The organism is Tardiphaga sp. 709 (assembly GCF_032401055.1).
GTDB lineage: Bacteria > Pseudomonadota > Alphaproteobacteria > Rhizobiales > Xanthobacteraceae > Tardiphaga.
The window spans coordinates 4095262-4120134 of the sequence record NZ_CP135529.1 but is presented as its reverse complement, the minus strand read 5'-3'; the positions used below and the strand labels follow the sequence as shown (position 1 = coordinate 4120134).

Annotated in this window: 26 protein-coding genes; 11 read left to right on the top strand and 15 right to left on the bottom strand. The window is 57.8% G+C overall.

Going from position 1 to position 24873, the window contains the following annotated elements; translation table 11 throughout:
• Positions 1-248 precede the first annotated feature (248 nt).
• Together RSO67_RS20080 and RSO67_RS20075 are read right to left on the bottom strand one after the other, a co-directional pair.
• Entirely contained in the window at positions 249-893 is a 645-nt protein-coding gene (locus RSO67_RS20080; RefSeq protein ID WP_315840284.1) for a hypothetical protein, read from the bottom strand.
• A gap of 46 nt (positions 894-939) precedes the next feature.
• Complete coding sequence (locus tag RSO67_RS20075) at positions 940-1113, bottom strand: hypothetical protein (RefSeq protein ID WP_315840283.1); 174 nt, start codon at positions 1111-1113, stop codon at positions 940-942.
• A gap of 408 nt (positions 1114-1521) precedes the next feature.
• Here RSO67_RS20075 and RSO67_RS20070 point away from each other — a divergent pair, with 408 nt between their 5' ends.
• Complete coding sequence (locus tag RSO67_RS20070; protein WP_315840282.1) at positions 1522-1944, top strand: hypothetical protein; 423 nt, start codon at positions 1522-1524, stop codon at positions 1942-1944.
• Positions 1945-1963: 19 nt separating this feature from the next.
• Here RSO67_RS20070 and RSO67_RS20065 read toward each other — a convergent pair whose 3' ends face one another.
• A complete protein-coding gene (locus RSO67_RS20065) occupies positions 1964-2218 on the bottom strand; it encodes a hypothetical protein (RefSeq protein ID WP_315840281.1) in 255 nt (84 codons plus the stop codon).
• A 68-nt stretch (positions 2219-2286) separates the two neighbouring features.
• Here RSO67_RS20065 and pflB point away from each other — a divergent pair, with 68 nt between their 5' ends.
• The 6 genes from pflB (at position 2287) to RSO67_RS20035 (ending at position 9323) form a co-directional block, all read left to right on the top strand.
• Entirely contained in the window at positions 2287-4557 is a 2271-nt protein-coding gene (gene pflB / locus RSO67_RS20060) for a formate C-acetyltransferase (protein ID WP_315840280.1), read from the top strand.
• Between the two features lie 12 nt (positions 4558-4569).
• Positions 4570-5397: a pyruvate formate-lyase-activating protein gene (gene pflA / locus RSO67_RS20055; RefSeq protein WP_315840279.1), complete on the top strand. Its 828-nt coding sequence runs from the start codon at positions 4570-4572 to the stop codon at positions 5395-5397.
• A gap of 38 nt (positions 5398-5435) precedes the next feature.
• The gene (locus RSO67_RS20050; protein ID WP_315840278.1) at positions 5436-7037 is read left to right on the top strand and encodes an aspartate:alanine exchanger family transporter; all 1602 of its coding nucleotides are present in this window, start codon (positions 5436-5438) and stop codon (positions 7035-7037) included.
• A gap of 52 nt (positions 7038-7089) precedes the next feature.
• Positions 7090-7941, top strand: a complete 852-nt coding sequence (locus RSO67_RS20045) for a formate/nitrite transporter family protein (protein ID WP_315840277.1) — start codon at positions 7090-7092, stop codon at positions 7939-7941.
• A gap of 36 nt (positions 7942-7977) precedes the next feature.
• A complete protein-coding gene (locus RSO67_RS20040) occupies positions 7978-8871 on the top strand; it encodes a DUF4344 domain-containing metallopeptidase (protein WP_315840276.1) in 894 nt (297 codons plus the stop codon).
• A 68-nt stretch (positions 8872-8939) separates the two neighbouring features.
• The gene (locus tag RSO67_RS20035) at positions 8940-9323 is read left to right on the top strand and encodes a hypothetical protein (RefSeq protein WP_315840275.1); all 384 of its coding nucleotides are present in this window, start codon (positions 8940-8942) and stop codon (positions 9321-9323) included.
• A gap of 48 nt (positions 9324-9371) precedes the next feature.
• Here the strand turns inward: RSO67_RS20035 and RSO67_RS20030 are convergent, their stop codons facing one another.
• From RSO67_RS20030 to RSO67_RS19990, 8 genes are all read right to left on the bottom strand, one after another.
• The gene (locus RSO67_RS20030; protein ID WP_315840274.1) at positions 9372-9809 is read right to left on the bottom strand and encodes a hypothetical protein; all 438 of its coding nucleotides are present in this window, start codon (positions 9807-9809) and stop codon (positions 9372-9374) included.
• Positions 9810-9825: 16 nt separating this feature from the next.
• Complete coding sequence (locus RSO67_RS20025; protein WP_315840273.1) at positions 9826-10749, bottom strand: DUF2950 domain-containing protein; 924 nt, start codon at positions 10747-10749, stop codon at positions 9826-9828.
• The gene (locus RSO67_RS20020; protein ID WP_315840272.1) at positions 10746-12371 is read right to left on the bottom strand and encodes a DUF3300 domain-containing protein; all 1626 of its coding nucleotides are present in this window, start codon (positions 12369-12371) and stop codon (positions 10746-10748) included. The genes RSO67_RS20025 and RSO67_RS20020 overlap by 4 nt, the downstream gene beginning before the upstream one ends.
• A 115-nt stretch (positions 12372-12486) precedes the next feature.
• Positions 12487-14388, bottom strand: a complete 1902-nt coding sequence (locus RSO67_RS20015; protein WP_315840271.1) for a HAMP domain-containing sensor histidine kinase — start codon at positions 14386-14388, stop codon at positions 12487-12489.
• A gap of 374 nt (positions 14389-14762) precedes the next feature.
• Positions 14763-15566 carry a DUF2092 domain-containing protein gene (locus RSO67_RS20005; protein WP_315840270.1) on the bottom strand — a complete coding sequence of 268 codons (804 nt, stop codon included), beginning with the start codon at positions 15564-15566 and terminating at the stop codon, positions 14763-14765.
• Positions 15567-15660: 94 nt separating this feature from the next.
• Entirely contained in the window at positions 15661-16080 is a 420-nt protein-coding gene (locus RSO67_RS20000; RefSeq protein ID WP_315840269.1) for a hypothetical protein, read from the bottom strand.
• Positions 16081-16091: 11 nt separating this feature from the next.
• Positions 16092-17324: an HlyD family secretion protein gene (locus RSO67_RS19995; protein ID WP_315840268.1), complete on the bottom strand. Its 1233-nt coding sequence runs from the start codon at positions 17322-17324 to the stop codon at positions 16092-16094.
• Positions 17317-17763 (bottom strand): hypothetical protein, encoded by a 447-nt coding sequence (locus RSO67_RS19990; protein ID WP_315840267.1) that lies wholly within the window; start codon positions 17761-17763, stop codon positions 17317-17319. Before RSO67_RS19990 ends, RSO67_RS19995 begins: the two co-directional genes overlap by 8 nt.
• 157 nt (positions 17764-17920) lie before the next feature.
• Between RSO67_RS19990 and RSO67_RS19985 the strand changes: the two genes are divergently transcribed.
• Entirely contained in the window at positions 17921-18376 is a 456-nt protein-coding gene (locus RSO67_RS19985) for a hypothetical protein (protein ID WP_315840266.1), read from the top strand.
• Between the two features lie 36 nt (positions 18377-18412).
• Positions 18413-19213, top strand: a complete 801-nt coding sequence (gene ppk2, locus RSO67_RS19980; RefSeq protein WP_315840265.1) for a polyphosphate kinase 2 — start codon at positions 18413-18415, stop codon at positions 19211-19213.
• A gap of 42 nt (positions 19214-19255) precedes the next feature.
• On the opposite strand, the gene RSO67_RS19975 is transcribed toward ppk2, so the two are convergent.
• The 3 genes from RSO67_RS19975 to RSO67_RS19965 form a co-directional block, all read right to left on the bottom strand.
• The gene (locus RSO67_RS19975) at positions 19256-19699 is read right to left on the bottom strand and encodes a hypothetical protein (RefSeq protein ID WP_315840264.1); all 444 of its coding nucleotides are present in this window, start codon (positions 19697-19699) and stop codon (positions 19256-19258) included.
• Between the two features lie 230 nt (positions 19700-19929).
• A complete protein-coding gene (locus tag RSO67_RS19970) occupies positions 19930-21594 on the bottom strand; it encodes a SulP family inorganic anion transporter (RefSeq protein WP_315840263.1) in 1665 nt (554 codons plus the stop codon).
• Between the two features lie 23 nt (positions 21595-21617).
• Positions 21618-22277 carry a YoaK family protein gene (locus RSO67_RS19965; RefSeq protein ID WP_315840262.1) on the bottom strand — a complete coding sequence of 220 codons (660 nt, stop codon included), beginning with the start codon at positions 22275-22277 and terminating at the stop codon, positions 21618-21620.
• A gap of 159 nt (positions 22278-22436) precedes the next feature.
• On the opposite strand from RSO67_RS19965, the gene RSO67_RS19960 reads away from it, so the two are divergent.
• Together RSO67_RS19960 and RSO67_RS19955 are read left to right on the top strand one after the other, a co-directional pair.
• Complete coding sequence (locus RSO67_RS19960; RefSeq protein ID WP_410001900.1) at positions 22437-23294, top strand: alpha/beta hydrolase family protein; 858 nt, start codon at positions 22437-22439, stop codon at positions 23292-23294.
• A 75-nt stretch (positions 23295-23369) separates the two neighbouring features.
• Positions 23370-23936, top strand: coding sequence for an invasion associated locus B family protein (locus RSO67_RS19955; RefSeq protein WP_315840260.1), 567 nt, complete (start codon positions 23370-23372; stop codon positions 23934-23936).
• Between the two features lie 41 nt (positions 23937-23977).
• Here RSO67_RS19955 and RSO67_RS19950 read toward each other — a convergent pair whose 3' ends face one another.
• Entirely contained in the window at positions 23978-24589 is a 612-nt protein-coding gene (locus tag RSO67_RS19950) for a response regulator transcription factor (RefSeq protein WP_315840259.1), read from the bottom strand.
• Positions 24590-24873: the final 284 nt, after the last annotated feature.

Below are 24873 nucleotides of genomic sequence, written 5' to 3'. Positions count from 1 at the left end.
GTGACGGCCCAGGACGCTGGCGCGCTAACTGGCAAGAAAGGAGGGAGGGTGAGGCCTCGTAGCTTGTATTACCTTCGGTGTCCTCCCAATCAGTCCTCCACCTCATCGCGGATCACATTGATCAGAAAAATAGTCGTGATGGCTTCCCGCCCATCGTCTCCAGAATTGCTCAAGAAGAGTAGACACGGCGAGAATTTGGTACCTGCGCTACCCTAGCTCTGCCCACGGCAAGCCGACGTCGAAACAACCTACCCCTCCCGTAGGATGGATGCGCTGACTACCAAGACCCACAGCGGAAATGCAAGTAAACTCCCATCGAAATAGCCGCTCCCGAATAGAAGGACGGCCGCGATGACATATCCGCCGAATGCAAGCCAACGGGGCGTCAACCGGGTATAGACGGCAATCGTCGATGTCGTGATCATGAAGACGGCCGCCGTCTTCGCCAGGTAGATGTTGACCATTCCGTAGGCCAAGCCGCGGCCGAAGTGAAAAGTGCCGGAGTGGATCAGCAATTCGGGCGCCGCATGAAACGCAACAATGATCGCGCCAACGACGGCGGCGGCGGCGAAGAGCATGGCCAGCATCAGAAAGCCACTTCCCAAGAACACCGTCGCAAAAAACCGATCCTCCCGCGCCCCAAGTCGATCGCGAAGCACTCCCACGAACCAGAGAAAGGCGACCCCGGCGAACGGCACGAGATGCATGGCAAGCGTGACATACTTCGTATCCCCCGCGAGCCAAGCCCCCCGTTCAAAGGGATCGGGAGGGACCGAGAGCCGCATGAGGCCGAAAACAGCGAACAGGAGAATGGAGAAAACTATGCCGGCAAGAGCCGCGGCCCGAGGTGTTCGCAGATAGGCGTCCGTCAAACTCGCGTCGCTCGAAACCATTGCGAAACTCCCGCGCTGAAGATTCTGGACGCCTTATCTGAGGCTCCTAGTCGCGCTTGGGGGGATTCCTATCCAGTCGCAGACGCTGAGCTCTCATGCGTTTTATTTCTTCGTTCAGCGCATCGATCTTCTCGTCGCGCGATATGCTGTCCGCTTTCGCGTCGCTTTCACGCAATTTCTTCAAGGCTTTTTCTACGGAGAGCTTACCTGTTTCAGCCATCTTGAACCCTTTCTCAGTTCACACAGCTGCGAATGGTCTATGCCATCCGACAAGTCCGTCGGGCTAGACGGACGCGCAATGGTCGGCACGCAGCGCAAACAGTCGTTGTAACGACCGTTACATTCGAACGGCAGTACACGCCAGCCAACCGCCAATTGGCTCGCGACCGAGAGATCCGTACAGATCTGCGCTGGCGAGATAGCAACTACAACGATCCAGTTGAAGTCTACCCGCTCGCGCCTCCTCAGCCCAATAGTGACCGGTCAGAAGTGGCTACGTTGATCTAGGTCAAGGTCCTGCTCTTGAGCGCAGGAACCATTGCATCGCTATGCCCTTGAGCTGCCTTGCAACGAAAGATGCAGCATCGCTCCGCTCGATTCGTTCCGTCTCAACCATGAGGAAAACGTCATGAACTTCATCAAGGCAACGATCGTTGCCGCATCTGCCACTACCATCATCGGTATCGCTGCCTCAACTGCCGAAGCCGCACCACTGCCAACCAATGTTACTGCGATGAAGACCGGGCTGGACACCTCCGTGCTACAGGTGCGCTATGGCCGCTGGTACGGTGGCGGGGGGTACCGAGGTTGGGGCGGCTATCGCGGCTGGGGTTATCGAGGATACCGGGGTTGGGGTGCCGCTGCTGCCGGCGCAGCCGTCGGCGGCGCAATCGCGCGGTCAGCCTATTACGGCAACGCATATCCATATTACGGCGGTGGATACCCCTATGCCAGCAGCTACGCATATGGTGGCTATGCTTCTGACTACTGCGCGCCCTACGGGTACGGTGGCTATTATCCACGTTACAGGCGCAGTTATTACGGATGGTAATCTTTACCTGCGACGCCCGTTAGGCTGCACACGCAGCGCACAATGTTCGCTGCGAAGCGAGAATGACGGGTTGGTCGAACGCGCGTCCCGAGAATAACGCCGCCCGCATCACAGGTCCCGCCTCCGCGCGCGGCAAACAAAGGGCGTTGTCAGAAAAACGATAGATCGGATCGGGATCAGCGTTGACTGGCACGACGTGTGCCGATGCAGCGAAGTCTGCATCAGCTTGATCCAGATCAAACATCATCACCTTGACTAGACCAACATACGTCACCGTTGCTCGTATGGATTGGCTCCATCGGGCCCACCACCAATCGAGAATGCATCGGACGGAGACGTATCATGAAAGCAAGTGCCGCTCTCAGAAAGGAAGCCGACACCGGGGATTGCTGGAAGGGGTTTCGGTCAGGAGACTGGCAAACCTCGATCAACGTCCGCGATTTCATTGCCCGGAACGTCACGCCTTATACCGGCAACGAGGACTTCCTCGCAGGACCCTCACAGCGCACAAAGGCCGTCTGGGCGAAGTTGCAGCCCTACTTCGCGGATGAGAGAAAGAAGGGCGTGCTTGCGGTCGATGCCGCCTCCCCTTCAACCATGCTTGCACATAGTGCGGGTTATATCGACAAGGACAACGAAGTTGTCGTCGGCCTGCAGACAGATCAACCCTTCAAGCGCGCGATCTTTCCGTTCGGCGGCCTCAGGATGGTCGAGAACGGCTTGGAAGCTGCGGGCTTTAGACCTGACGCGCGCGTGCACGAAGCATTCACGAAATATCGCAAATCGCACAATGACGGCGTGTTCGACGTCTACACACCCGAGATCATGAACTGCCGCCGATCGGGGATCGTCACCGGCCTGCCCGACTCTTACGGGCGTGGCCGCATTATCGGTGACTATCGCCGAGTGGCCCTGTACGGAACCGACCGCCTCCTTGAGGCGAAGCGGGCCGAGCGCGCGCAGATCAACGATATGTGGCCCACCGATGAAATTATCCGGATGCGTGAAGAACTGTCGGAGCAGATGCGCGCGTTGACCGATCTTGCATCCATGGCGAAGCTCTATGGTCACGATATATCCAAGCCCGCAGCAACCGCCCAGGAAGCATTTCAGTGGACTTATTTTGCCTATCTGGGTGCCATCAAGGAAGCCAACGGCGCCGCGATGTCGATTGGCCGTATATCGAGCTTCCTTGATATTTATATCGAACGGGACCTGAAAGCCGGCATTCTGGACGAAGCCCACGCGCAAGAGCTTTGGGACCAGCTTGTCCAAAAACTCCGCATCGTGCGCTTCCTCCGCACTCCTGATTACGATGCACTGTTCAGCGGCGACCCCTATTGGGCGACCGAATGTGTTGGCGGAATGGATCTGGATGGCCGGGCACTGGTGACCCGAAGCAGCTATCGGATGCTGCATACGCTTTACAATCTCGGCCCGGCGCCCGAACCAAACATCACAGTGCTTTGGTCGACCAAAATGCCGAAGCCCTTCAAGCGATATTGCGTGAAGGTGAGCAAGGACACATCCTCGCTTCAGTACGAAAATGACGATCTGATGCGGCCCTTCTGGGGAGATGACTACGGGATTGCCTGTTGTGTTTCGGCGATGCGCCTTGGAAAGCAGATGCAGTTCTTCGGCGCGCGCGTCAACCTGGCGAAGGCGCTGCTTTACGCCATCAACGGCGGCCGGGACGAAGTATCTGGCGAGCAGGTTGCCCCTCTCTCTCAGCCGGTTGCGGGTGAATTCCTCGATTTCGACGACGTCATGGCCAAGTTCGATACCACGATGGAGTGGCTCGCCAAGATCTATGTCCATGCGATGAATTGCATCCACTACATGCACGACAAGTATTTCTATGAGCGTCTGGAGATGGCGCTCCATGACCGCGATATCCTGCGCACGATGGCGTTCGGGATCGCAGGTCTTTCGGTGGTTGCCGATAGCCTCAGCGCTATCAAATACGGAAAGATCCGCGTTACGCGGGACGCAACAGGACTTATCGTCGATTTCCAGAACGAGGGCAACAAGTCGACGCCACAGTTTGGCAATAACGACGACCGGGTCGATCAAATCGCATCAGCCCTCGTGACCAGCTTTATGGAGAAGATCCGCAAGCATCCGACCTACCGGAACGCAACGCATACCCAGAGCGTGCTCACGATCACCTCCAACGTCGTCTACGGCAAGGCCACGGGAAACACCCCTGACGGGCGGCGAAAGGGAGAGCCGTTCGGGCCTGGAGCCAATCCAATGCACGGACGCGATAGCCATGGCTGGCTCGCCTCCTGCCTCTCGGTCGCAAAACTTCCCTACAAGGATGCGCAGGACGGCATCAGCTACACGGTTTCGGTCGCTCCCCAGAAGGCTCATCTGTCGGATGATCAACTCGTGGATGAAGCGGTCAAGGCCTTCGATGTCTATTTCGATCGCGGCGGTTTCCACATGAACCTGAACGTGATCGACAGGGAGACGCTTGAGGACGCGATGAAGAACCCGGACAAGTATCCGCAACTCACGATCCGGGTTTCGGGTTACGCCGTGAATTTCGTCCGGCTGACGCCGGAGCAGCAGCGTGATGTGATCAGCCGTACCTTCCACGGCCAGATCTGAGAGAGGTGCACCATGTCGACGGTGCAGACACTGGAGCCCGGAAGTCGTCATGACCTCCGGGTCGGACTTTCGCCCGACGCGCCCGACGACGACCAGATTAAGGACCAGGAAGGCGCGTTCGGATATTGCCATTCCTATGAGACGTCCTCCCGTTATGACGGTCCCGGCTTGCGCGTCGTGCTGTTCGTCTCGGGGTGCCTTCTGCGGTGCACCTATTGTCATAATCCGGATACCTGGCACCTCAAGGACGGCACCTACGTCTCGGCCGATCAGGTGCTCCGCCGTCTCGCCGATTTCGCGCCCTCTCTTCGGGCCCTCGGTGGCGGGCTAACCATTTCGGGGGGCGAGGCAATGGTGCAGCGTGCATTCACCCAGCGAATATTCGCGGGCGCCAGGAAGATGGGTCTGCACACCGCGATTCAGACCTCAGGATTTCTGGGTGATCGCGTGGACGACGCCTATCTGTCGGAGATCGACCTCGTTCTTCTCGACATCAAGAGTTCAGATCCCGAGATCTATCGCCGCGTCACTGGCCGCGACATCACGCCAACGCTTCGTTTCGCCGAGCGCCTCGCTTCGATGTCGAAGCCGGTCTGGGTTCGGTTCACGCTTGTCCCGGGCGAGACTGACGATCCGCCTAATGTCGACGGAATCGCAAAATTTGTCGCACCGATGAAGAACGTCGAGTGGGTGGAAGTGCAGCCTTTCCACCAGATGGGCGAGTTCAAGTGGAAGGCGATGGGTCTTGAATACAAGCTTGCTGATACGCAGCCACCCAGCCGGGAGCTGGTGAACCGGGTGCTCGGACAGTTCCGGGCCGCGGGGTGTCAGGCACGCTGATCAACCGACTATTCGACGGATTCGAGGAGTTCTGAAGTATGTTGGATCTTGCGCGCGATATCATCGGAAGCCAGCCGATCTTGACGGCATTTCTCGCGATTGGACTGGGCTACCTCGTCGGGCAGATCAGCATCTTCGGCTTTTCGCTCGGGGTCGGCGCGGTCCTGTTCGTCGGTCTTGCGATCGGCGCGTTCGCACCCAAGGCCCAGATCATCGGCCCCATCGGCCTCACCGGCCTCATCATGTTTCTGTACGGCATCGGCATCCTTTACGGCCGCCAGTTCTTCGAAGGCATGTTTGGCGTGGGGCAGAAGTACAATCTGCTGGCCCTGGTCGCCTGCCTGGCAGGGCTCGCAGTTGCGCTAGTGCTGGGGCACATCTTCGGCATCAAGATCGGACACACGCTTGGCCTCTATGCGGGATCGATGACGAGCACCGCGACGCTTCAGGCAGCGCTCGACGTCATGAAGAACAAGGATCCCTCAATCGGTTATTCGATCGCATATCCGTTCGGGGTCATCGGCCCGATTCTCTGCATTTACTTCATGACCCAGCTCGTGAAGCCCAAGTTCCCGGCCAAGACCAAGAATTTCCACATGGGCGAGATCACGATCGGAGAGAACTTTGCCGGTGCGAAGCTCAAGGACCTTGCTGCTGAATCGCTCGCCGAGCTGCAGATTACCATGATCCGACAGAACGGCCGTAACGTCGTGCCGACAGACGGTACCGTCCTGAATGCGGGAGACGCCATACTCGTCGTGGCTGACCGGCAAGAGGAAATCGCATTGGCGGCTGAACGTATCGGCCGACTCGAACCGGGCCGGCTCGCGAGCGACCGCGCCGACCTGGATTACATCCGCGTGTTCGTAGGCAAGGGCAACATTGTCGGCGTACCGCTTTCGAAGCTGCCGATGCCGCCGGGCGTCCCAGCGCAGATCCTGCACGTCCGGCGCTACGATGCCGACCTCGTCCCCTCTCCCGACCTCATGCTGGAATTCGGCGACCGTATCGGCGTCCTGACGCCGCCCGAAAAAAAGGAAGAGATTCGAAAGCACTTCGGCGATAGCGTCAAGGCGGCTGCAGAGTTCAGTTATGTTTCGCTCGGTCTCGGCATGGTCATGGGCGTCCTTCTCGGTTTAATCCCCATTCCGATCCCAGGCGTGGGTGTTGTGACGCTCGGCATCGGCGGGGGACCTCTGATCGTTGCGCTCATTCTCGGCAAGCTCCGTCGCACCGGACCCATGCTTTGGACCATGCCGTTGCCGGCTAACATTGTTCTTCGAAACTTTGGCCTGGCCATATTTCTTGCCACCGTTGGCGTGAATGCCGGACAGCCTTTTGTCCGTACGGTGTCCGAATCAGGGTTCACGATGCTGTTTATCGGCGTCGCCGTGCTTCTGACGACGGTCTTCATCGTCCTGCTCGTTGGTCACTACGTGATGAAGATTCCCTACGACGACCTGGTCGGCGTGGCATCCGGCGCAACCGGAAATCCCGCCATTCTGGTCTATTCGACGAAGATGGCACCGACCGAGCGTCCGGACATCGGCTACGCGATGATCTTCCCGTCCATGACACTCGTGAAGGTGATCGCGGCACAGATCGTCGGACTTCTGGCGACGAGTGGCGCCGGTGGATAGCCCCGCAAAGAGACATCAAGAGCAAGGCATTGGAACGGCTAAGGGTGCGTCCATGCCGCAGCCACCGATTTTCAATCTGCAGGCTTACAGTCCGGCCGAGATCAAGGAAGCTGTCGAAAAGGTCGGCGTAAAAAAGGCCAACCTGCCGCTTCTGGCGTCTTTCATGCTGGCAATCGTGGCAGGCGCCGGGATCGGATTCGGTGCGCTCTACTTTACGATCGTCGCCAGCGATGCGTCGCTCAGCTTCGCGACCATACGCGTCGTCGGTGGACTCGTCTTCTCTCTGGGGCTGGCCCTCGTCCTTGTGGGAGGAGCCGAGCTGTTTACCGGCAACAACCTGATCGTCATGGCCTGGGCCAGTGGAAAGGTGTCCACGCGAACGATGCTGCGCAACTGGACCATCGTCTGGTTCGGAAATCTCTTTGGAGCGCTCGGCCTCATTGTTCTGGTCTTCTTCTCCCATCATCTCGAGATGAATGATGGCCGCATCGGTCTATCGGTGTTGAATACAGCAGTTGGCAAAATCCGTCCCGATCTCGTGACGCTGTTCTTCAAGGGCGTTTTGTGCAATGTCCTCGTATGCGCCGCCGTCTGGCTTGCCTATGCGGGCAGATCGGTCACCGACAAGATGGTTGCCGTTGTGTTGCCGGTCTCCGCGTTCATCGCGGCCGGCTTCGAGCACTGTGTCGCAAACATGTATTTCCTGCCATTGGCGTGGCTGATGACCCAGACCAGCCACGCTCCGGCGAATGTCGATGTATCGTCGATCACCATGGCTGGTATCATCCACAACCTCGTACCGGTGACGCTCGGCAACATCGTGGGAGGCGCCGGCTTTGTCGGCATCGTCTATTGGGCGATTTACCGTGCGGCGTTCGGCGCATCCTATCGAGATCGGAAATAGCAGATTCAATTTCATCGCCTGGATTGGTTGATCAGAATGTCACCCCAGATCGACAACCGCCAACCCGCTGCAAGCACCACAATTGCGGCTGCGATGTTAATCGCAGCTGCGGCGACCACCAGCAATGTGGATGCGGCGCCCCGATCCAGGCCCAACCAGATCAAATACGAATATGCTCAGCCAAACGATCCGTCACACCAGGCGATCTACGATCAAATGAAACAGGGCCAAGCTCTGGAGCACCTCCAGCAATTGCTAAGCCCACTCCGCCTCCCCCATCCGCTCACACTCAAGGTCGCGAGTTGTGACGGCGTAGCCGATGCATGGTACGAAAATAAATTCGTGACACTGTGCTACGAACTTCTGGCGGAGATTCTGAAGAGTGCGACGACGCGAGATCTCCCTACCGGTGTCTCCAAGGCCGATACTATCCTGGGTCCGGCGCTCGATGTATTCCTGCACGAAACCGGACACGCGGTTTTCGACATGCTGCAAATCCCGGTGCTTGGCCGGGAGGAAGACGCAGCCGATCAGTTCTCCGCATATATCATGCTTCGACTGAGAAAAGACGAGGCCCGCAGAATGATCCTCGGCGCGGCCTACCATCGCGCAACCGACATTCCGCCCCTGGAGACCGAATCTGCCCGTGATAAATTCTCTGATGAACATTCGCTGCCTGCCCAGCGAGCATTCAATGTCTTATGCATCGCTTACGGCGCAGACAAGAAGCTGTTTTCCGATATCGTCGAAAAGGATCTCCTGCCCAAACAGCGCGCCGAAACCTGCGAGATAGACTACGACGATGTTACTTTCGCCATGACAACATTGATCGGCCCGCATGTCGACAAGACCGCAGCTAAGAAATTTCATGAGGTATGGACGAGAACAGTGAGCGCTCGACGTACGCGTTTGAATCGCGAACAGCAGTAGACTTTGATTCTTGCGCTGTCGCCAGCTTAACAGACGGAGAGCCCGCCTCATCTCACCCCGAGTAGCGAATGCCGAAAGCCGCTATCGCTCGCTTCTTTCCGACAAACGAAACTTCCCGTCGCGCCTCGCCCATACTTCTTCTGTCGCTTGAGGTAGTAGAACTCCTTGCGGAAATCGAGCCAAACAACAGCATCATCAGGACAATGCGCTTGCGCTTGCGTTTCATATCGAAACGAAGTGAGTGGCTGAGCAGTGACGGCAGTCGGGGAGACAGCGGACGTAATGACTATCAGGAACACTCGCACGCAAAGACGCTGTCGGGAGAACGTCGCACTACCGCAAACGGCGGAAGACTGATCTGGCATCGCCTGCGCTGCAACCGTGTTCATGGGAAACTCCAGATCGTCGTGCAGTGCGCTCCCGGCAATTTCCAGTACTTCGCCCCGACCTGAGCGCTTCCTGCGCAATGACAGGGAGCATCACCGCAACCCATCCGCGTCTCACTCCTTCAGGGTAATTGTGATCTGGCCGAGGTTGCCGGCAAGCTCCACTCCCGCTCGGGGTCCGCTCAAAGCAATCCTCACACCCTTCCCGTTTGTGAGCTGAACACCGCCGATCCCGCCGATGAGGGCGCCGCCGCTTCCAACGGAGCTATAGGTACCGGCGAAGTCGCTGATCTGTCTTATCCCCCAGGCCCATCCCTTGAGCCGGATGAAGGACGCTCCTGCTGTAAATCCGAGGCTTAGGCCGGACACCCTGAACGGATAGTCGCGACCGCGATATGTCACGACGCCGCTACCGCCGCCGGCGCCCAGGACGAGTCCCGCTTTCAACAGCTTTACCTGAACATAGCCGGGCGCCTGAGCCCGGGACGGCGTCACCGGAACAGCCAATGTGAGCAGTGCAACCGCCGTCAGGTGCATCACGAGCAGAAGCAACGCAGATATCCCGTGCTCAGGGCTTTTCTGCATTGACTTTCTTCCACGTCTGGTCGGGATCGAACAGGGACATGCGCCTCACGATCCGGTCTGTCTGCGGTCCGAGATCCTTTTCGTAAACGGTCCCGGCATGATTGACCATGAACGTCTTGACGCCGGAATTCCCGTATTCGGCAGGCCAAGCGATTAATCCATGGCCGCCAATCATCTTGCCTTTCACCAAATAGATGAGCGCACCGCCGGGGGCGTTGGACCCTTGTCCTTTCAGGATGCGGAAATAGTAGCCGTGATATGGCTGCGGCTTTTCATCGACCTGGTAGCCCTCGGTTGAGGCTTCTGCGACCAATGCACCCAACGGGCTCGGATCGCCATCATCACGCCAGAACAGCCCGTCTTTCTTGCCCGGCGTCGATACAATCCGCTGCGCATAAACGCCGGCGCCCTCGCCGCGGTCCTTGTCGGCATATTCGTTCTGGGCGTCGACATAGGCGAGACTGGTCTGGATCGCATCGAGCTCGTTACGGCCGATCCGACGATACAGGACCTCAATGCGGCCCTCTTCGGCATCGAACTCCCAACCCGTCTTGGTGTTGATGAGCGGGATCGGGAACGGAAAGTCGTCCGTGCCGAGCATCAAGGTCGCTCTCTTGTTGCCCTCCGTCTTGATCGCATGCTTGGCGTCATACATGGACGTGAAGCGCAGACGCGTGTCAGCGTCGGCCACCTCGTCACCCGACGAGACGATGTCATCGGCCGCCTTGCCGAGGACCTTTAGAATATCGCTCGCGCCGCTCTTGACCGCGACGGCGAGCGCCGCCGCAGCAGCCTCCGGTGTTGGAAAGGATTGCTGCGCCCCGGACACCAAAGTCATGAGAGCCAGCGCCACGACAGCCACCGCAGTTGTCGATGCAGCGCGATGGATTGACGTCCAAACGGTCATGGCGACACCTCCGAAGGGATTTTTGCGCCGTTTGCAAGCCAATCACGGTAGGTGCGGAACGTCAGCCCGAGCGTCTCATAGTTCACCCGCAGGTAGCCATCGCTGCCCCGCCTCACGGCATCTGGCACCACGTTTTCGACTTCCTGCGCGATCACGCCGACATAGGCCTTCTGGCCGCCAAGATAACTAAAGCGATAATATCCGAGTCCGTTGGCGAGATGGCCGAGCAGGACAACGTCATGCTTCAGGGCGATGTCAGACCGCCGCCCACCGCCTCCGCCACCTCGGAAACCGCCGCCGCCACCACGAAAACCACCTCCGCCACCGCCATGAAAGCCACCGCCTCCGCGCGCGCCAGCGAAGCTTGCCCCGCCGCCGCCACGCGGCATACTCGCCATGCTCGCCCGCCCGCGCGCGGACGCAGCCGCCGCTGCGCGGCCGGACGACACATTCATTGCACCGCCACGATTTCCTCCGCCGGCGCTACGCCCGGCTCCGCTACGGTTAGCCGCCTTCGCACGATCACCGCCACCTTTGGCGCGATTGCCAGCCTTCGCGCGATCGGCGCCGCCTTTGGCTCGGTCCGCAACGCCGGCGCGATCTCCACCTCCCGGCCGATCTCGCGTGCCGGCGCCAGCGCCGCCTCGATCTCCCGCGCGATCGCCAGCGCCCTGGTTCGGACGCAGCACCTGCTGCCCGTCGCGACCACGGAAGTCCATCCGGTTGGAGGCGCCGGCCTTCAGATTGTTGTTGCTGAAGCGCTGCTGAACATTGGCGTTGTTATAGCGCACGCCCTGGCGATGCGCCGGATTGTGCTGCCAACCGTTTCCAATGTTGGTCGTGCGATGGTTGACGTAAACGTTGCGGTTACCCCAGTTGACGCCACCGCCCCAATAATTGCCCCAACGACCGATCGCCCATGCGGTGCCGAAGGCGACACCCGCCGCGACAACCCCCGCACCGATATAGGACGGGTACCCGAAGTAATACGGTGGATAGTCTGCATAAGGCCAAGACCCGTACACCGTTGCCGGATCGTAATACGGCACGTAGACCGCGGCAGGATCCGCCTGTTCGATCACGACCACCTGCTTGCTCTCCTGGGTCTTGACGCTCACCTTTTGCTGCTTGGTGGTGACGAGCTTTTTGTTGTCGTAGGCTTTCGCCCGCAGCCGCTGGATCGCATCCATGATATCCGGCTGTTGAGCGAGCAACGCATCGCCAAGGCTCTTTGTCCAGTCGACCTTGTCGCTCATCATCGCCAGGACGTCCGGAGTGCTGACCAGAGCCTTGACGCTGTCGTCCCACGCCTGCTTATCGACCGCTTCCTTCAGCGCGTCCCCCTTAAGCGACTTGCGTTCCTTCGCCCAACGATCTGCCTGCACCACCTCCAGCGGGTAGGTCGATGCTGCCAGTACATTCGCGAGCAGTTCATCGGGATAAAGTGCAATGGGTGCGACCAAAGCTTCGAGTTGCTCAGGCTTCAGCAGCTCTACGCTGGGCGCAGATTGGCTCACGGGAGCGCCTGAAGCCGGCGCCTTGTCAGCCGTTTGAGCCGAGACAGCAACAGGGATAGTCATCATCAATGCAAGCGTGATCAGGATCTTGCGCCAGCAGAACATCTCACCCTCCTCCGGGCTTCACTCCGGAAAGCATCGGTCGAAGCGAGGTGGGTCCTTTGATCAAGATCAAGGAAAGGTAGCGTTGCGCAGTGCTGCGATGCGGGAATTTCGGGCTTTATAGTGGCGTGAGCCGCCCGCGAGCAATTGGGATCGTGATGATAAAAAGCGCGCCGCCCGATTCTTGATTCACTGCGGAGATCCGTCCGTTGTGCGCCTCGACAATGGTGCGAGCGATGGCGAGCCCCATTCCCAAACCTTGCGGTTTGGTGCTGAAGAAAGGATCGAAAACTTTCTGCATATCGCCATTTACAATTCCAGGACCAGTATCGCCGATCCTGATTTCGGCGTGCTGATCCAGTCGAGCCGTCGATACGCTGACTTCACCAACTCGCGCGTCCGCCTCCGAGACTGCATCCATTCCATTGATGATCAGGTTGAGAATGACTTGTTGTAGCTGAACGGGATCGCCCTTGATGCGCAACTCTCCCGAGGCGGCAGCGAATTTCAGTACGACGCCGCGTCGATCGGCCAACGCCGCCACAAACCCGATCGCCTCCCGCACCGTGTCGTTCAGATCAATGTCCCTGATCTCGAACGGCGTTTTCTTCAATACGCTGCGAAGCCGTCGGATCACCTCGCTGGCCCGCTGATCGTCACGCCTGATGTCGGCCAGAATTTCCCTGACCTCGGCAAGATTGGGCGAGGTTTCCTTGAGCAGAAACTCCGCCGTCTCCGTGTTGGTGAGAATAGAGCCGAGTGGCTGGTTCAGCTCATGCGCAATAGAGGTCGTGAACTCTCCGGCGGCCGAATACCGGTTGACGTGCGCAAGTTCCGCCAGTCGCTGCCGCACTTCGACCTCGGCAAGACGCCGCCGACGACGTTGCTGCAACAAAGCGCTGATCAACCCCGCCTGGACCAAGATCACGGATGCGGTGAGCAAAATCTGCCAGCGATACTGGACCCAAATATCGGGCTCGCGGAACAGGATCGTACTGCCCGGCGGTAGATTGCTCTCGCTGATGCCCCAGCGCTGCATTTTCCGCCAGTCGTATTTTGGTGCGGCAAATTCAATCGGTTCGAACTTGATGTCCCCGGGCTTCTCACCACCAAGAATTCGGATCGCAGCATTGACGGTCTTCTTGCTGGTCTCGGCGATCGAATGCATCGGACCACCAACGGTTTCTCCATTAAAAAATGGCTCTTGGTAGGAAAAGATCGGCGCATTGGCCACGGCATGAAGGCTACGCAAGGCCAGGTCACCTTCGTGAACAACGCCAGCACTGTCGACTGACATGAGGCCCCAGAACAGGACGGTATGCGGCGGAAGCACAGACGCTCTTTTGAGGATTTCCGCGAACGAAAGATCGGCGTAGTAGACAAAGTTGACCCGATCTTCCAAGGGCTTCAATTCCCGCTTCAGCTCTTCGAGCCAGAATTTCTCCAAAGCAGAGGCGCCTATCACAACGGCGATGGTCTGCGTCTCCGGCAAGACCTGAAGGATGTTTCTGAAAGCGGCCAGAAAATCATTCCGAACCGAAATGACGGTGTCATTGTCCGTGACGTTCACGCGGTTCACAAGCCGCTGCTCCACCACAGTCAGAACCATCGGAGTCTCGGGAAAGAGACGCTCGCGATACTTCTGAACGAACCTTGCCGCGGGCGCCCCGATGCTCAACACGATATCGGCGGGATGGCTCTGGTAAAGCGAGTTCAAATAATCGACGAATGGAGCTTCCGGGCCTGGACTGTTGAACCTCGCCGTTAATAACCCGTGTTCCTGGATGTCCAGCGGCCATGGCGATTGCTGCTGAAGCTCGGCCTTGATACTCGCGGCGTATTCACTCCAGGGACGAAATTCCCGACCAAACGAATGCAGCAGCAGCACGCGTTTTACTTCGCTGCGCTCGGCGGCGCCAGCAGATCCGGTTGGGGCGGACATCCAGACCAGAATGCAGACACAGAGACGCGCGGCAAGGCGTGATAGATCTACGACAGCAACAGAGATCCGTCGTCTCATCCCTCTTCACCAACCGTCTGAGACCCGCGAACGACTACGATCGCACAGTGTCAGCGTGTGCACATTTCTGCAACAGCTGGCTTCGGCAGCGCCTGTCTAGCAAACCGTCGCAACCCGCCCGTAGGCGTCCACGACTTGCCTGCATGATGACCCATAGTAAGCGCCCGCCGCTCCGGCCGCAGCCCCCACTGCGACGGCCCGGCGCGTGGTCCGGCGCGCGACCCCCGCATAGCTCATTGGCGTTAGTGGTCGCCCCACTCTCGCTTCAGCTACCGAGAATAATCCGTGCTCTATGACGGCTTCTCCGCTCCACGACAGTCCCGCTGCAGAGGACATAAGTACGGCTGCCACCATGATCGCTCTTCGCACAAGTCTCATTTCCTTGCTCCCGATGGTGTTCCTGGGGGAATCTCATCGAATTCCGCCATAGCGCCGGAATTCAAATCGACTTTGGTCACGCCGGCAGGCGGCTTGAAGACGAAAGCATCGGCGTCAGCGACGGCGTCGGTCTTCCAATCCCTGATCCGGAGCGTGTATTGCGGCGCTCCAGTCACCGCCTTGCTCGTGATCACGTATTTTCGAGGCAGAGGCCGCGCTCCACTCTCTATCCATATTTGCCAATCAGTATCCACGCCACGGAACGCCAGATGCTCGCATTCGACGCCATCGATCATGCCTTGCCCGATATGTTGCGCCAGGACGACATTGGACATCAACTCGTCATAAGCGTTTGTCAGCAACAAGTCCGTGCCCGGCATCGCCACGCCTGACTTTGCCTGAATCAGATCAACGAGCTGGTCGACCGTGCCTACAAGATCGGCCTGCACATATGCCTTGGCATTGTTTCCATAGATCGACGCCGTCTTCCCGTCGTAGATGAAGTCAACGTCGGTATAGCCGCCCGTTCGACTGATGCGAAGCTTGTCCGGTCGCGAGAGCTGAATCTTTCCAGAGCTGGTAAACTGGATCTTCTCCAGCTCCGGCGTCACGACCTCGACATCACTATCGAATGTCGCGGAGATCGACTTTTGGGCCGCTGTGTAGTCCGACATCGCCTTAAGCAATTTCGCCGGGTCGTCCGCTCTCGCCGGCTGCATCATGAATGCGATAAAGGCGGCGACCAGTGTGATACCGGCAACGTGCTTTGCATTACTATTGGCTTGTCTTCCCTTGTTCATGGTATTTCTCCACTGATCCAATCCATCCTTCGGCACTGAATTTATTGATCTAGGTCCGGCCCGCCTTAAGCTCATCGAACAGGCGCTAACTCCGCTAGATCTGACAACGGTGGTATTCCACCTTCATATCCACCATTCCCGGAAACTCACGAGAGACCGTGTTTTCATCAATCACGTTCAGGATGAATTGGACGTGAGAGAGCATGATGCTGGAGGCACAAGCAGCGACCAGGTTGATGGTCTTATCGCTTTCCTTCTTTGATCTGATCTTGCAGATCTCGTGCTTGCCCCGAAGTCGATCTGCTTCGGCGATGAATCCGCCGCCATACACTCCGGAAAAATTTGTAAACCCTATCTTTTTCTCGCGCCCTTTACGGGTGAACACCTTGTTGCACTGATCCACGCTTGTCGCCCAAGCTCCAGCAAGCTCGATGGCCCTTGCACTTGGCAACGAAAGCAACGTTGCGGAAAACAAAACCGTCGCAACAACGATCATTTTTTGAAGCGCAATCATTTGATCTCCCCTCAGTGACCGCTCAGAACAAGCGTCTTGATTGGCAACAACAACGCCTGGATCCGAAGCAGCAACGCATGCACCAGTCCGGTTGCATCGACTGCATGCAGCGCAAAACCCTTCAGCGCGCCGGTCTTTGGGTCGGCAATTTCGTCATGGTTACTGGTGTAGGCATTGACGACGCAGGCACTACCCGGAGTAACTCCCTCAAGACCACCTTTGTAGAGTGGCTCCAGGAAGACGAGAATCGAGCCGGGCCTTTGCAAGTTCTGCGGATCGATCAAAAGCTCGCCTCCCCGGAACTGGCCGGCAGCGATGAAATCCTGCACGCCTGTGACGACCAACGGAATGACGGTCCAAGGTTTTGAAATACATGTCGCTTCCGCGATCATACCAGTCCTCATGACCTGGGCCTCGATCTGGCCAAATCCGGCTTGTATGCTGCGCCGACCCGCGCCTTCAGGAATCAGGACTCCCGCCGGTCGCATAAGCGGGTTGACAACATCACCGACGCGAAGAAGAAATTGTTCAACGCGACCATCGACGCCCGCGCGCACGTAGGTTTTATCGACATCCACCTGTGCTTGCGCTTGCGCCGCCTCGGCGCTCGCCCTCTCGGCCGGCAGAAGTGTGGAAACACGTAACTGGGAAGACTCCCTCGCCGCCGTCGCTGCATCGATACCAGCCTGCCGCTGATCCACGAGGACCTGCAGCTTTTCAATATCGCGCTGCGGCACAATGCCCGGATTTCGACGTTGCAGCTCGGTCTTGACGTCGAGCTCGTCCTTAGCTTGCTGGTGGGCTGCTTTCGCTTCCCCGATCTGAGCATCCGCCTTGGCAACGTCGGTTCGCGCCGAAATGAGTGATGCCTCCACTTCGACAATCTTTCGCTTGGCGGTCTCCAGAGCTGCGTCCTGCTTCGAACTGTCCAATCTAAACAGAACGTCGCCTTTCCTGACTTCAGCAGTAAAGTCGACATTTACCTCAGCGACACGACCGGAGGCTTCAGGAAGGATTGGTACCGTCCGGAAATAGATGGCCGCCGACGTTGTCGAAGGGTGAAAATAGAAAATCATCGTGATCAGCCCGATCGTCAGCATTAGGCAACCGGTGATCCCCCACCTCAGTTCGTACCAGACGGAGAAGAACGTGATTTCCTTGCCGAACCGCTTCCCCTGTCGGTAGCGGCGATAGAGGTAATCGGGCAGGATTGTCACCAGTGAACAGATCATGAGTTCAAGCATGGTCGCGCACCTTTTCTTCCGTCAAGGAAGGCTGATCACCGGCTTTGCCGCGGAGCACGGGCTCGACCTCGGGTTCAGCGAAAGGCGCACCAGCCGTGGCGTTCGCGATACGCTCGACAGATTCGGCAATGCTGCGCATCGGCGTGCCAAAGTCTGGCAGATCGATCATCGCCAGAAGTAACCCCGCTATCCAGAAGATATGCATGTGAGTGAATAGCGAGATCAGGCCAAGAACGCCGACAATCTCGAACTGCATCTTGTGCGACTTGTGCGCCATGCGTTCGGGAAGGCTGTGCAGTTTCCAATACAGCGTGCCCACCCACAGCAGGGTCGCGACGAGAAAAAGACCCATCACCACCATGAGGGTATCCGCTCCGTCAGCGCCGGGAACGAAGAATGGCACGTGATGAGGAGCTGCCGGGTGCATCTGTCCGCTCAAATCTACTCTCCTTTCCGCGCGCCCAACGTTCCACAGCCGCGCTCTGCATCGTGCCCTCCCACGGTGTGGTCTGCTTGATTTGGATCAATAAAATGCGGTCGGCCGTACTTAACCTTGTGGCAGCGTTGAAACCGATAGCCACCAGGAGCCCTCAATCATGTCTCGCAGCATCGACGATCTCATCCCCACCGCCACGCAGATCCGCAAAGAGGCGGCGCTTAAAGAGGCCGAGGCGGCTGACCAACATGCCCGCATCACCGCGGCTGCTGAGGCCGAAAAGCGCGCGCTGATCGAACGGCTCAGTCAACCGTCCGGCAAAACCGAAGCCGAAAAAGTCCAACTTGCCTCAACCGTCATCCAGCGGGCGGTGCGAAACGGCTTGACGGAAGTCCAGGTCTACCGCTTTCCAAACTCCCTATGTACCGACAAGGGTCGCGCCATCAATCAGCAAGAAAAGGGGTGGGAGAAAACTTTAACGGGAATTCCTGCTGAAATCTTCCAGCTCTGGAGCGACTATTTGCAACCGCGCGGCTACCGCATCGGTTACCAGACCATCGACTATCCCGGCGGTATACCCGGCGACATTGCCATTACAATCTCCTGGGGAGATTGAGTGTAGTTCGCGCCAAGCTGATCTTGGAGTTATGACATGTCAGCTGATGTCTCAACGGAGCGCTTAAAGCGCAAGGATTACGAGAAAGAGCTAGAAAAGCTCCAAGTCGAACTTTGCCATTTGCAGGAATGGGTTAAGGCCAAAAATCTGAAGGTCATCGTCATATTTGAGGGACGCGATGCCGCTGGCAAGGGCGGCGCCATCAAGGCCCTCACGGAAAAGGTGAGTCCGCGGGTTTTCCGCGTCTGTGCCCTGCCAGCCCCGTCTGACCGGCAAAAATCCCAGTTGTTTCTTCAGCGCTACATCGAGCAATTCCCAGCAGGCGGAGAGATCGTGATCTTCGACCGCAGCTGGTACAATCGCGCCGGCGTCGAATACGTCATGGGCTTCTGCAGCCCGGCCGAACACAAGCGCTTCCTGGAATTGTGCCCACTGGTTGAGAAATTTGCAGTAGATGCTGGCATCATCTTGATCAAGCTATGGCTTGAAGTCGGGATGGAGGAGCAGGAACAACGCTTCAAGGCGCGCATCGATGACCCTCTACGGCAATGGAAGCTAAGCCCGATGGACACCGAGTCGTTCGATCGCTGGTATGACTATTCCCGAGCGCGCGACATGATGTTCAACGCGACCGATACGAAACATGCGCCATGGCGACTGGTCCGATCCGATGACAAGCGGCGGGCTCGGCTCAACATCATCTGGCATATCCTCAAGACGATCCCTTACAAGAAGATCGCGCGAAAGAAGATCAAGCTGGCAAAGCGATCCAATAAGGGGCGCTACAACGATCAGACCGGCTTGCGCCGCATGAAATTCGTCGAAAATCGGTACTGAAACAAACGAAGCCGCGCGCAGCGCGGCCCGTTCGAATCTTGCTTACTTCAGCCGTATCGTAACCCCGCCGACAGCGGCGGATACTTCGGCGCCAACTTTGGGGCCGCTAAGCTGCAGGATCACACCATTGCCATTCTGCAATTGCACACTTCCGGCTCCGGCCGCCACCGCGCCACCCGCTCCGACCACTGCATAAGAGCCTTCGATCGAAGCCGGCCCCTTCAGATTGATAGCACGGCCGACAAGCTTGGTGGTAGACGCGCCAATCGTAAAACCGACGCTCATACCTGAGACCGTGAATGGATATTGTTTTCCGCGATACCTCAGCACGCCCTCACCGCCACCAATTCCGACGATGAAGCCGCCCTTGGTGAATATCACGGCAACCTGACCCATGTCCGCACGCGAGGGCGTACTGAATCCGGTGATCGCAGCAAGCACAGTGACCACTGTAGCCACAATTGCATAGACGCTGAATTTTCGCATGACTTTCATTTCCTCTGTTGTCAGACTGAACTATTGAGCCAAGATCATCGTGAACTATTCGATTGCCATGACGATAATGGGCGGTTTGATCCGGTCACTTGTGGAGACGTCATACTTCCGAGAAGTCTAGGAATTCAGCTCGTTCTCGCGCCATTCCGACAAACGTCTGTTGATCCAAGTCAACGCAACGTAACCTCATGAGCGACAATCCGCGTCGCAGCGCAACAAGGTCACTCTCGCCTCAGATCGCCAAGCACATTATCCATCCTTCGGGTCCAGTTGGCGCTGTCGGTCTTTTCCGCGAATCCATCGGCTTGCAAGACATCGCGGACCTGGCCACGAGCGCCGACGATCTGGAAGGCGATGCCGTGAGAGACAAGCTGGCCATGGAGGTCGTGAAGCATCTTTACGCCCGCGAGATCCATGAAGGGTGACGATGAGAGGCCGCAGACAACAATCTTGGTGTCCGGCAACGCCCGAACCTTTGCCAGCACGTTCTCCATCACCGTTTCCGCATTGATATAGAGTAACGAGGCTTCCGGGCGGAACGCGAGCACACCTGCAATCGACTCCACGTCAGGGTGCCGCGCGCTATCGGCATATCGACCTGTTCCTGGCAGGCGCCCGAGAATTGCTACGTTCGGCTGTGAGGCGCGCGCCAGTAACAGGAAAATGGAGGCAAGCGCAGCCAGAAGGATACCCTGAAGGATTCCTAACATCAGCACAGATACGAGAGCAATCGCTGCCGCATAAAAATCGATCCGGCTGATGCGCCACATTCGCATGAGGGCAGCTATATCAATCAATCTATAAACTGCCGTGCATACGATCGCAGCGAGCACCGCCTTGGGTAAATTGGTCAGTAGATCCGTGAGAAAAAGCAGGCAGATGGCCAACGCGCCCGAACAGATAACGAGAGCGAGTGGCGTCTTCGCGCCGGCCTGATCATTGACGGCGGATTGGGATAGTCCTCCCGCAACGGGATAGCCGTGACCAAACGCGACTGCCATATTTGCCGCGCCCAGCCCCAAAAACTCCTGTCGCACATCAATGACGTAACCGTGTTTCGCCGCGAAACTGCGTGCTGCTGCGACGCCTTCGACATAGGCAAGCAACATAATGCCGGCAGCGAGAGGAAACAGTTCGTCGAACTCCAGTAACCCAAAGGTCGGCACAGCAATGCTCGGCAAGCCCTTGGGAATTTCGCCGGTGACGGGAATGCCGAGCGCCGGCAAGCCGAGCGCGGTTGCGACAATGACCGAGAGGATCACGACCGCAAGTCCCACCGGTCTGCCGGGCCATAGACGTTCGCCTTGAAGCAGCAGGAGCGCAACAAGCCCGATCACAAGCACGATCCACTGTATGCCGCCGAGTTGCCAAACAAGTGTAGCAACGCGATCAAAGAAATTTCGCCCGCCGCCAGCAACGCCAAACAGGCTTGGCAATTGCGTCATGATGATGGTCAGGCCGGCGCCAGCCTTGAAACCCACCAGAATGCTGTCGCTGATCAGGCGCACCAGCATGCTTAGCCGAAAAACCCAGGCAATCACGCAGAGGCACGCAACGGCCAGGGCCGCGATACTCGCAATCTGCATATAGCGAAACGCGTCGCCTGCGGCGAGCGCTCCGACCGTGGCAGCGACCATCAAAGAGATCGCCGAAGTCGGGCCGACGGCGAGTTGCCGCGAAGAGCCCAGCAACGCATAACCAACGCCGCCCAGCATGTAGCCGTAGATGCCGACCTGTGGCGGCAGACCGGCAAGCGCCGCATAAGCGAGCGATACCGGGATCGCATAGGCGGCAAGCGTAACGCCCGCGATCGTGTCGTGGCGAAGCCAGGCAGCCCGGTATTCGACAAGCCACTGCGCCGGCGGGAAGATCGATCGGAAATTCATGCCCGCCTCCCTCGGTCAACTCTCTATCCTGCTTCAGCCGTGCGGATTCGGCCGCAACGCAAAAGAACAAGCAACAACGCGGCGACAGGAACGGTCAATGTGAGCGCTGGCGTCCTCTCTGTAAGGAAGGCACCCACAGCCGCACCCGTACCGAATGTGGCGCAAACCGCGATGAAGATGCAGGACTTCCGTAACAGACCGACCTGCGAATCCCCGGCCATCAAGGTAAATGCGCCGTCAATCGCCTGGCGAAGATTTCCCGTTATCATCACCGAACTGTAGTTTGCACCTTCGACCTTGGTGAAAACCGACGTCTGCATTGCGGCCACCATAGAGACGCCCAGCGTGCCGGCAACGTCCGGCACTCGATTGTGCAGCACACCGACAAGGACAAGAACTGCGATCTCGACGAGGATGCTGATTGGTCCAGCTCGATTACCGGCAACACGGCGCAGCCACGCGGCGAGCACAACACCGACCATGAATGCAAAAAGCGATGGTACGAAGTGGAACGCCTCCTTCCACTTCCCGACCATCGCGTTCACCCACAAGAACACCAGATTGGCGGTTTGCGCATTCGCCAGAACGCCGTGGGTGATCCAGGTATAGGCATCGAGATAACCACCGGCGAAGCCCAGCAGCAGCGCGACCAGCAGGCTCTCTTCGCGGCGGATCACCGACATGCGCCACATACATACTGAACCACATCGAGCCAACAAACGCCGGCTTCCCGCCGGTTTAGGTTGATCTGAATCAACTATTTTCGAATTTTCTGCGGTCAGCTCGCAACACGAAAATGCAGGGCTAAGGCGCGCATGCATATCATCCACCGGATCATCGTGATGGCGGTTCTTGTGTTCGTCGCCTCCGCGGAGTCGACGCAAGCCGCGGAAACACCTGATGCTGCGCGCATTCAGGAGGAACTCTGGGTTCTGCCGCTGCCGATGCCGATGTTTTCTTACCTGGTCCGCCCGGCAGGCACCGGCCCGTTTCCACTCGTGATCATGAACCACGGCGTCGCTCTCAACCCAACTGACCGCAGCTTTTTTCCACTCGTCGAATTTCGCGATGCGGCCAAATGGTTTGCAAGGCGAGGTTACCTTGTGGTGGCACCAGTCGGAAGCGGATATGGCGCGTCGGCCATCGATATTCCCGAGCATGGGATCTTCGGTCCATTCTTCTCCAAGGTCGGCAAATGTACGAATCCCAATTTCCGCGATGCCGGCCTTGCGGTCGCCAAAGTAGATCTCTGGATTATCGATTATCTGACCACCGAAAAACAGATCGTGCCGAATGATGTCATCGTCGTTGGGCAATCCGCCGGCGGCTGGGCCTCTATCGCTCTATCGAGTGTCAATCCATCGCAAGTCAAAGCGATTATCACCTTTGCAGCCGGCCGCGGTGGCCGTGTTGACGGCAAGCCAAACAACAACTGCGCACCGGACAGGCTCGTCGAGGCTACGGCAAATTTCGGTCGCACGTCACGGATCCCGATGCTGTGGATCTATATCGAGAACGATACGTTCTTCGGCCCTGCGCTATCAAAGCGCATGCATGCGGCCTTCACCGCAGCTGGTGGTCAAGCCGAATATCATCTGATGCCACCGTTCGGAAACGAGGGACATTTCTTCATAGGCTCACCGGAAGCTATTCCGATCTGGTCGCCGCTGGTGGCGACGTTTTTGGATAGCCGGAAATAAGACGGCCGACGCCGGAGAACAGATGTGACAGGATCGCACCGCAACGAGCGGCACCGCAGCCATGAAGGGTATCTAATGGCAGCACTGCTTCTTGCCGCATCGACGAACATTGTATTCAGTCAATCCGTAGCGTCTCAACCGGGCCCGCTGCCCGCCCTTACAGGGACAGAAATAAGCCCCCGCGGTCGGCGCGACGTGAAGGACGTTACTTTTGGGGATTGGAAAAAAGTCTGCTTCAAGCCAGGCGGGGCAAAGGTGCTTTGCCGCACATCGATCACTGGAATCTTTTCTACCGGTCAAATGGCTGTCCGGCTCGACATCACCGAGCGCGAAGGCGATACCGCCAGGCGGATACAGATATTCTCTCCAGTCGGAATGTACCTGCCGAATCCGGTCGAACTCGTAATCGACCAAGGCAAGCCTTACCGTTTTCCCTACACCTGGTGCCTGACAAACGCCTGTATCGCTGGCGCCAAGGCCCCTTCCCCACTGATCAAAGAGATGAAGCAGGGGCGGATCCTGCGGCTGCAATTCGTGGATTCGAGCCTCCTGCTACTCACCACGTCAGTACCGCTCAGCCCGTTTTCTGCCGTTTACAAGGGCGCTCCGGCCCAAACGTTTGAACAAGATATCGACGAATGAACACACTGGAATCCGCAATTAGACAGAGATCGGCACTTCTTTCATCCCCGCATACCAAGTCTTTCGGCGACGGAAACAAGCTCAGCAAACGAAACGACTTGCATCTTCTCCATGACCTGATGGCGGTGCGCCTTTATCGTGCGCTCGGTTGTTCCTAGCTCATAGGCGATCTGCTTGTTGATTTTACCCCGTACCATCAAGTCGAACACCTGCCATTCCCGCGGCGTGAGGGATAACAAGAGGCTGCGAAATGACGCGAGCTCACTACGTTGCCCGCTTTCCACCTCCAAACGCTGCAGTGCCCGCTCGATCGCATCGATCAACTGCTGCGACGTCACTGGCTTCGTCAAAAAATCTTCCGCACCAGCCTTGATAGCCTGCACAATCGTTGCCGCATCGACGTGCGCGGTGACGAACACGATCGGCATGCTGAACCCCCGCTCAATCAATTGGCTTTGTAACTCCGGACCGCTCAACCCGGGCATCTGTATATCGAGCAGAATGCACCCTGGCCTCACGGTGAACGGCAATTGATCCAGCAACTCTGTCGCTGATGCGTATGTGGCTACTTCATACCCGGCTACTTTCAGCCGCCGCTCGATCGCGGTTCGATATGAAACATCGTCGTCTACGACGTGAACGAGGCCCGGCATTTTACTCGAACTCCGATCAATATGGCGGAAAAGCGCTGCTAAGGCATTGGTTCCGGCCGAACGTCTTACGCAGCGCGCCAGACCTTCTCATCGATGCGTCACTGTTCATACGATATCGAAGATGGACCGAACGCATTCCGAGATCGAAATATGCAGTCGTGATGAGGCGCCATCTTCCATCCTCGGCACTATATTACGCACCGTTATGTTGCTCTTTGGTGCAATGAACCTTGAGACAATGGTCGCAGGTTCCAGCTTATTCTTAAATCTACTTCAGCGCGAGC

What these genes read in the sequence shown, in the direction of transcription:
- RSO67_RS20080 (WP_315840284.1), bottom strand. Translation starts at nt 893, where the DNA reads ATGGTTTCGAGCGACGCGAGTTTGACGGACGCCTATCTGCGAACACCT.
- RSO67_RS20075 (WP_315840283.1), bottom strand. Translation starts at nt 1,113, where the DNA reads ATGGCTGAAACAGGTAAGCTCTCCGTAGAAAAAGCCTTGAAGAAATTG.
- RSO67_RS20070 (WP_315840282.1), top strand. Translation starts at nt 1,522, where the DNA reads ATGAACTTCATCAAGGCAACGATCGTTGCCGCATCTGCCACTACCATC.
- pflB (WP_315840280.1), top strand. Translation starts at nt 2,287, where the DNA reads ATGAAAGCAAGTGCCGCTCTCAGAAAGGAAGCCGACACCGGGGATTGC.
- pflA (WP_315840279.1), top strand. Translation starts at nt 4,570, where the DNA reads ATGTCGACGGTGCAGACACTGGAGCCCGGAAGTCGTCATGACCTCCGG.
- RSO67_RS20050 (WP_315840278.1), top strand. Translation starts at nt 5,436, where the DNA reads ATGTTGGATCTTGCGCGCGATATCATCGGAAGCCAGCCGATCTTGACG.
- RSO67_RS20045 (WP_315840277.1), top strand. Translation starts at nt 7,090, where the DNA reads ATGCCGCAGCCACCGATTTTCAATCTGCAGGCTTACAGTCCGGCCGAG.
- RSO67_RS20040 (WP_315840276.1), top strand. Translation starts at nt 7,978, where the DNA reads ATGTCACCCCAGATCGACAACCGCCAACCCGCTGCAAGCACCACAATT.
- RSO67_RS20035 (WP_315840275.1), top strand. Translation starts at nt 8,940, where the DNA reads ATGCCGAAAGCCGCTATCGCTCGCTTCTTTCCGACAAACGAAACTTCC.
- RSO67_RS20025 (WP_315840273.1), bottom strand. Translation starts at nt 10,749, where the DNA reads ATGACCGTTTGGACGTCAATCCATCGCGCTGCATCGACAACTGCGGTG.
- RSO67_RS20020 (WP_315840272.1), bottom strand. Translation starts at nt 12,371, where the DNA reads ATGTTCTGCTGGCGCAAGATCCTGATCACGCTTGCATTGATGATGACT.
- RSO67_RS20015 (WP_315840271.1), bottom strand. Translation starts at nt 14,388, where the DNA reads ATGAGACGACGGATCTCTGTTGCTGTCGTAGATCTATCACGCCTTGCC.
- RSO67_RS20005 (WP_315840270.1), bottom strand. Translation starts at nt 15,566, where the DNA reads ATGAACAAGGGAAGACAAGCCAATAGTAATGCAAAGCACGTTGCCGGT.
- RSO67_RS20000 (WP_315840269.1), bottom strand. Translation starts at nt 16,080, where the DNA reads ATGATTGCGCTTCAAAAAATGATCGTTGTTGCGACGGTTTTGTTTTCC.
- RSO67_RS19995 (WP_315840268.1), bottom strand. Translation starts at nt 17,324, where the DNA reads ATGCTTGAACTCATGATCTGTTCACTGGTGACAATCCTGCCCGATTAC.
- RSO67_RS19985 (WP_315840266.1), top strand. Translation starts at nt 17,921, where the DNA reads ATGTCTCGCAGCATCGACGATCTCATCCCCACCGCCACGCAGATCCGC.
- ppk2 (WP_315840265.1), top strand. Translation starts at nt 18,413, where the DNA reads ATGTCAGCTGATGTCTCAACGGAGCGCTTAAAGCGCAAGGATTACGAG.
- RSO67_RS19975 (WP_315840264.1), bottom strand. Translation starts at nt 19,699, where the DNA reads ATGCGAAAATTCAGCGTCTATGCAATTGTGGCTACAGTGGTCACTGTG.
- RSO67_RS19970 (WP_315840263.1), bottom strand. Translation starts at nt 21,594, where the DNA reads ATGAATTTCCGATCGATCTTCCCGCCGGCGCAGTGGCTTGTCGAATAC.
- RSO67_RS19965 (WP_315840262.1), bottom strand. Translation starts at nt 22,277, where the DNA reads ATGTCGGTGATCCGCCGCGAAGAGAGCCTGCTGGTCGCGCTGCTGCTG.
- RSO67_RS19960 (WP_410001900.1), top strand. Translation starts at nt 22,437, where the DNA reads ATGGCGGTTCTTGTGTTCGTCGCCTCCGCGGAGTCGACGCAAGCCGCG.
- RSO67_RS19955 (WP_315840260.1), top strand. Translation starts at nt 23,370, where the DNA reads ATGGCAGCACTGCTTCTTGCCGCATCGACGAACATTGTATTCAGTCAA.
- RSO67_RS19950 (WP_315840259.1), bottom strand. Translation starts at nt 24,589, where the DNA reads ATGCCGGGCCTCGTTCACGTCGTAGACGACGATGTTTCATATCGAACC.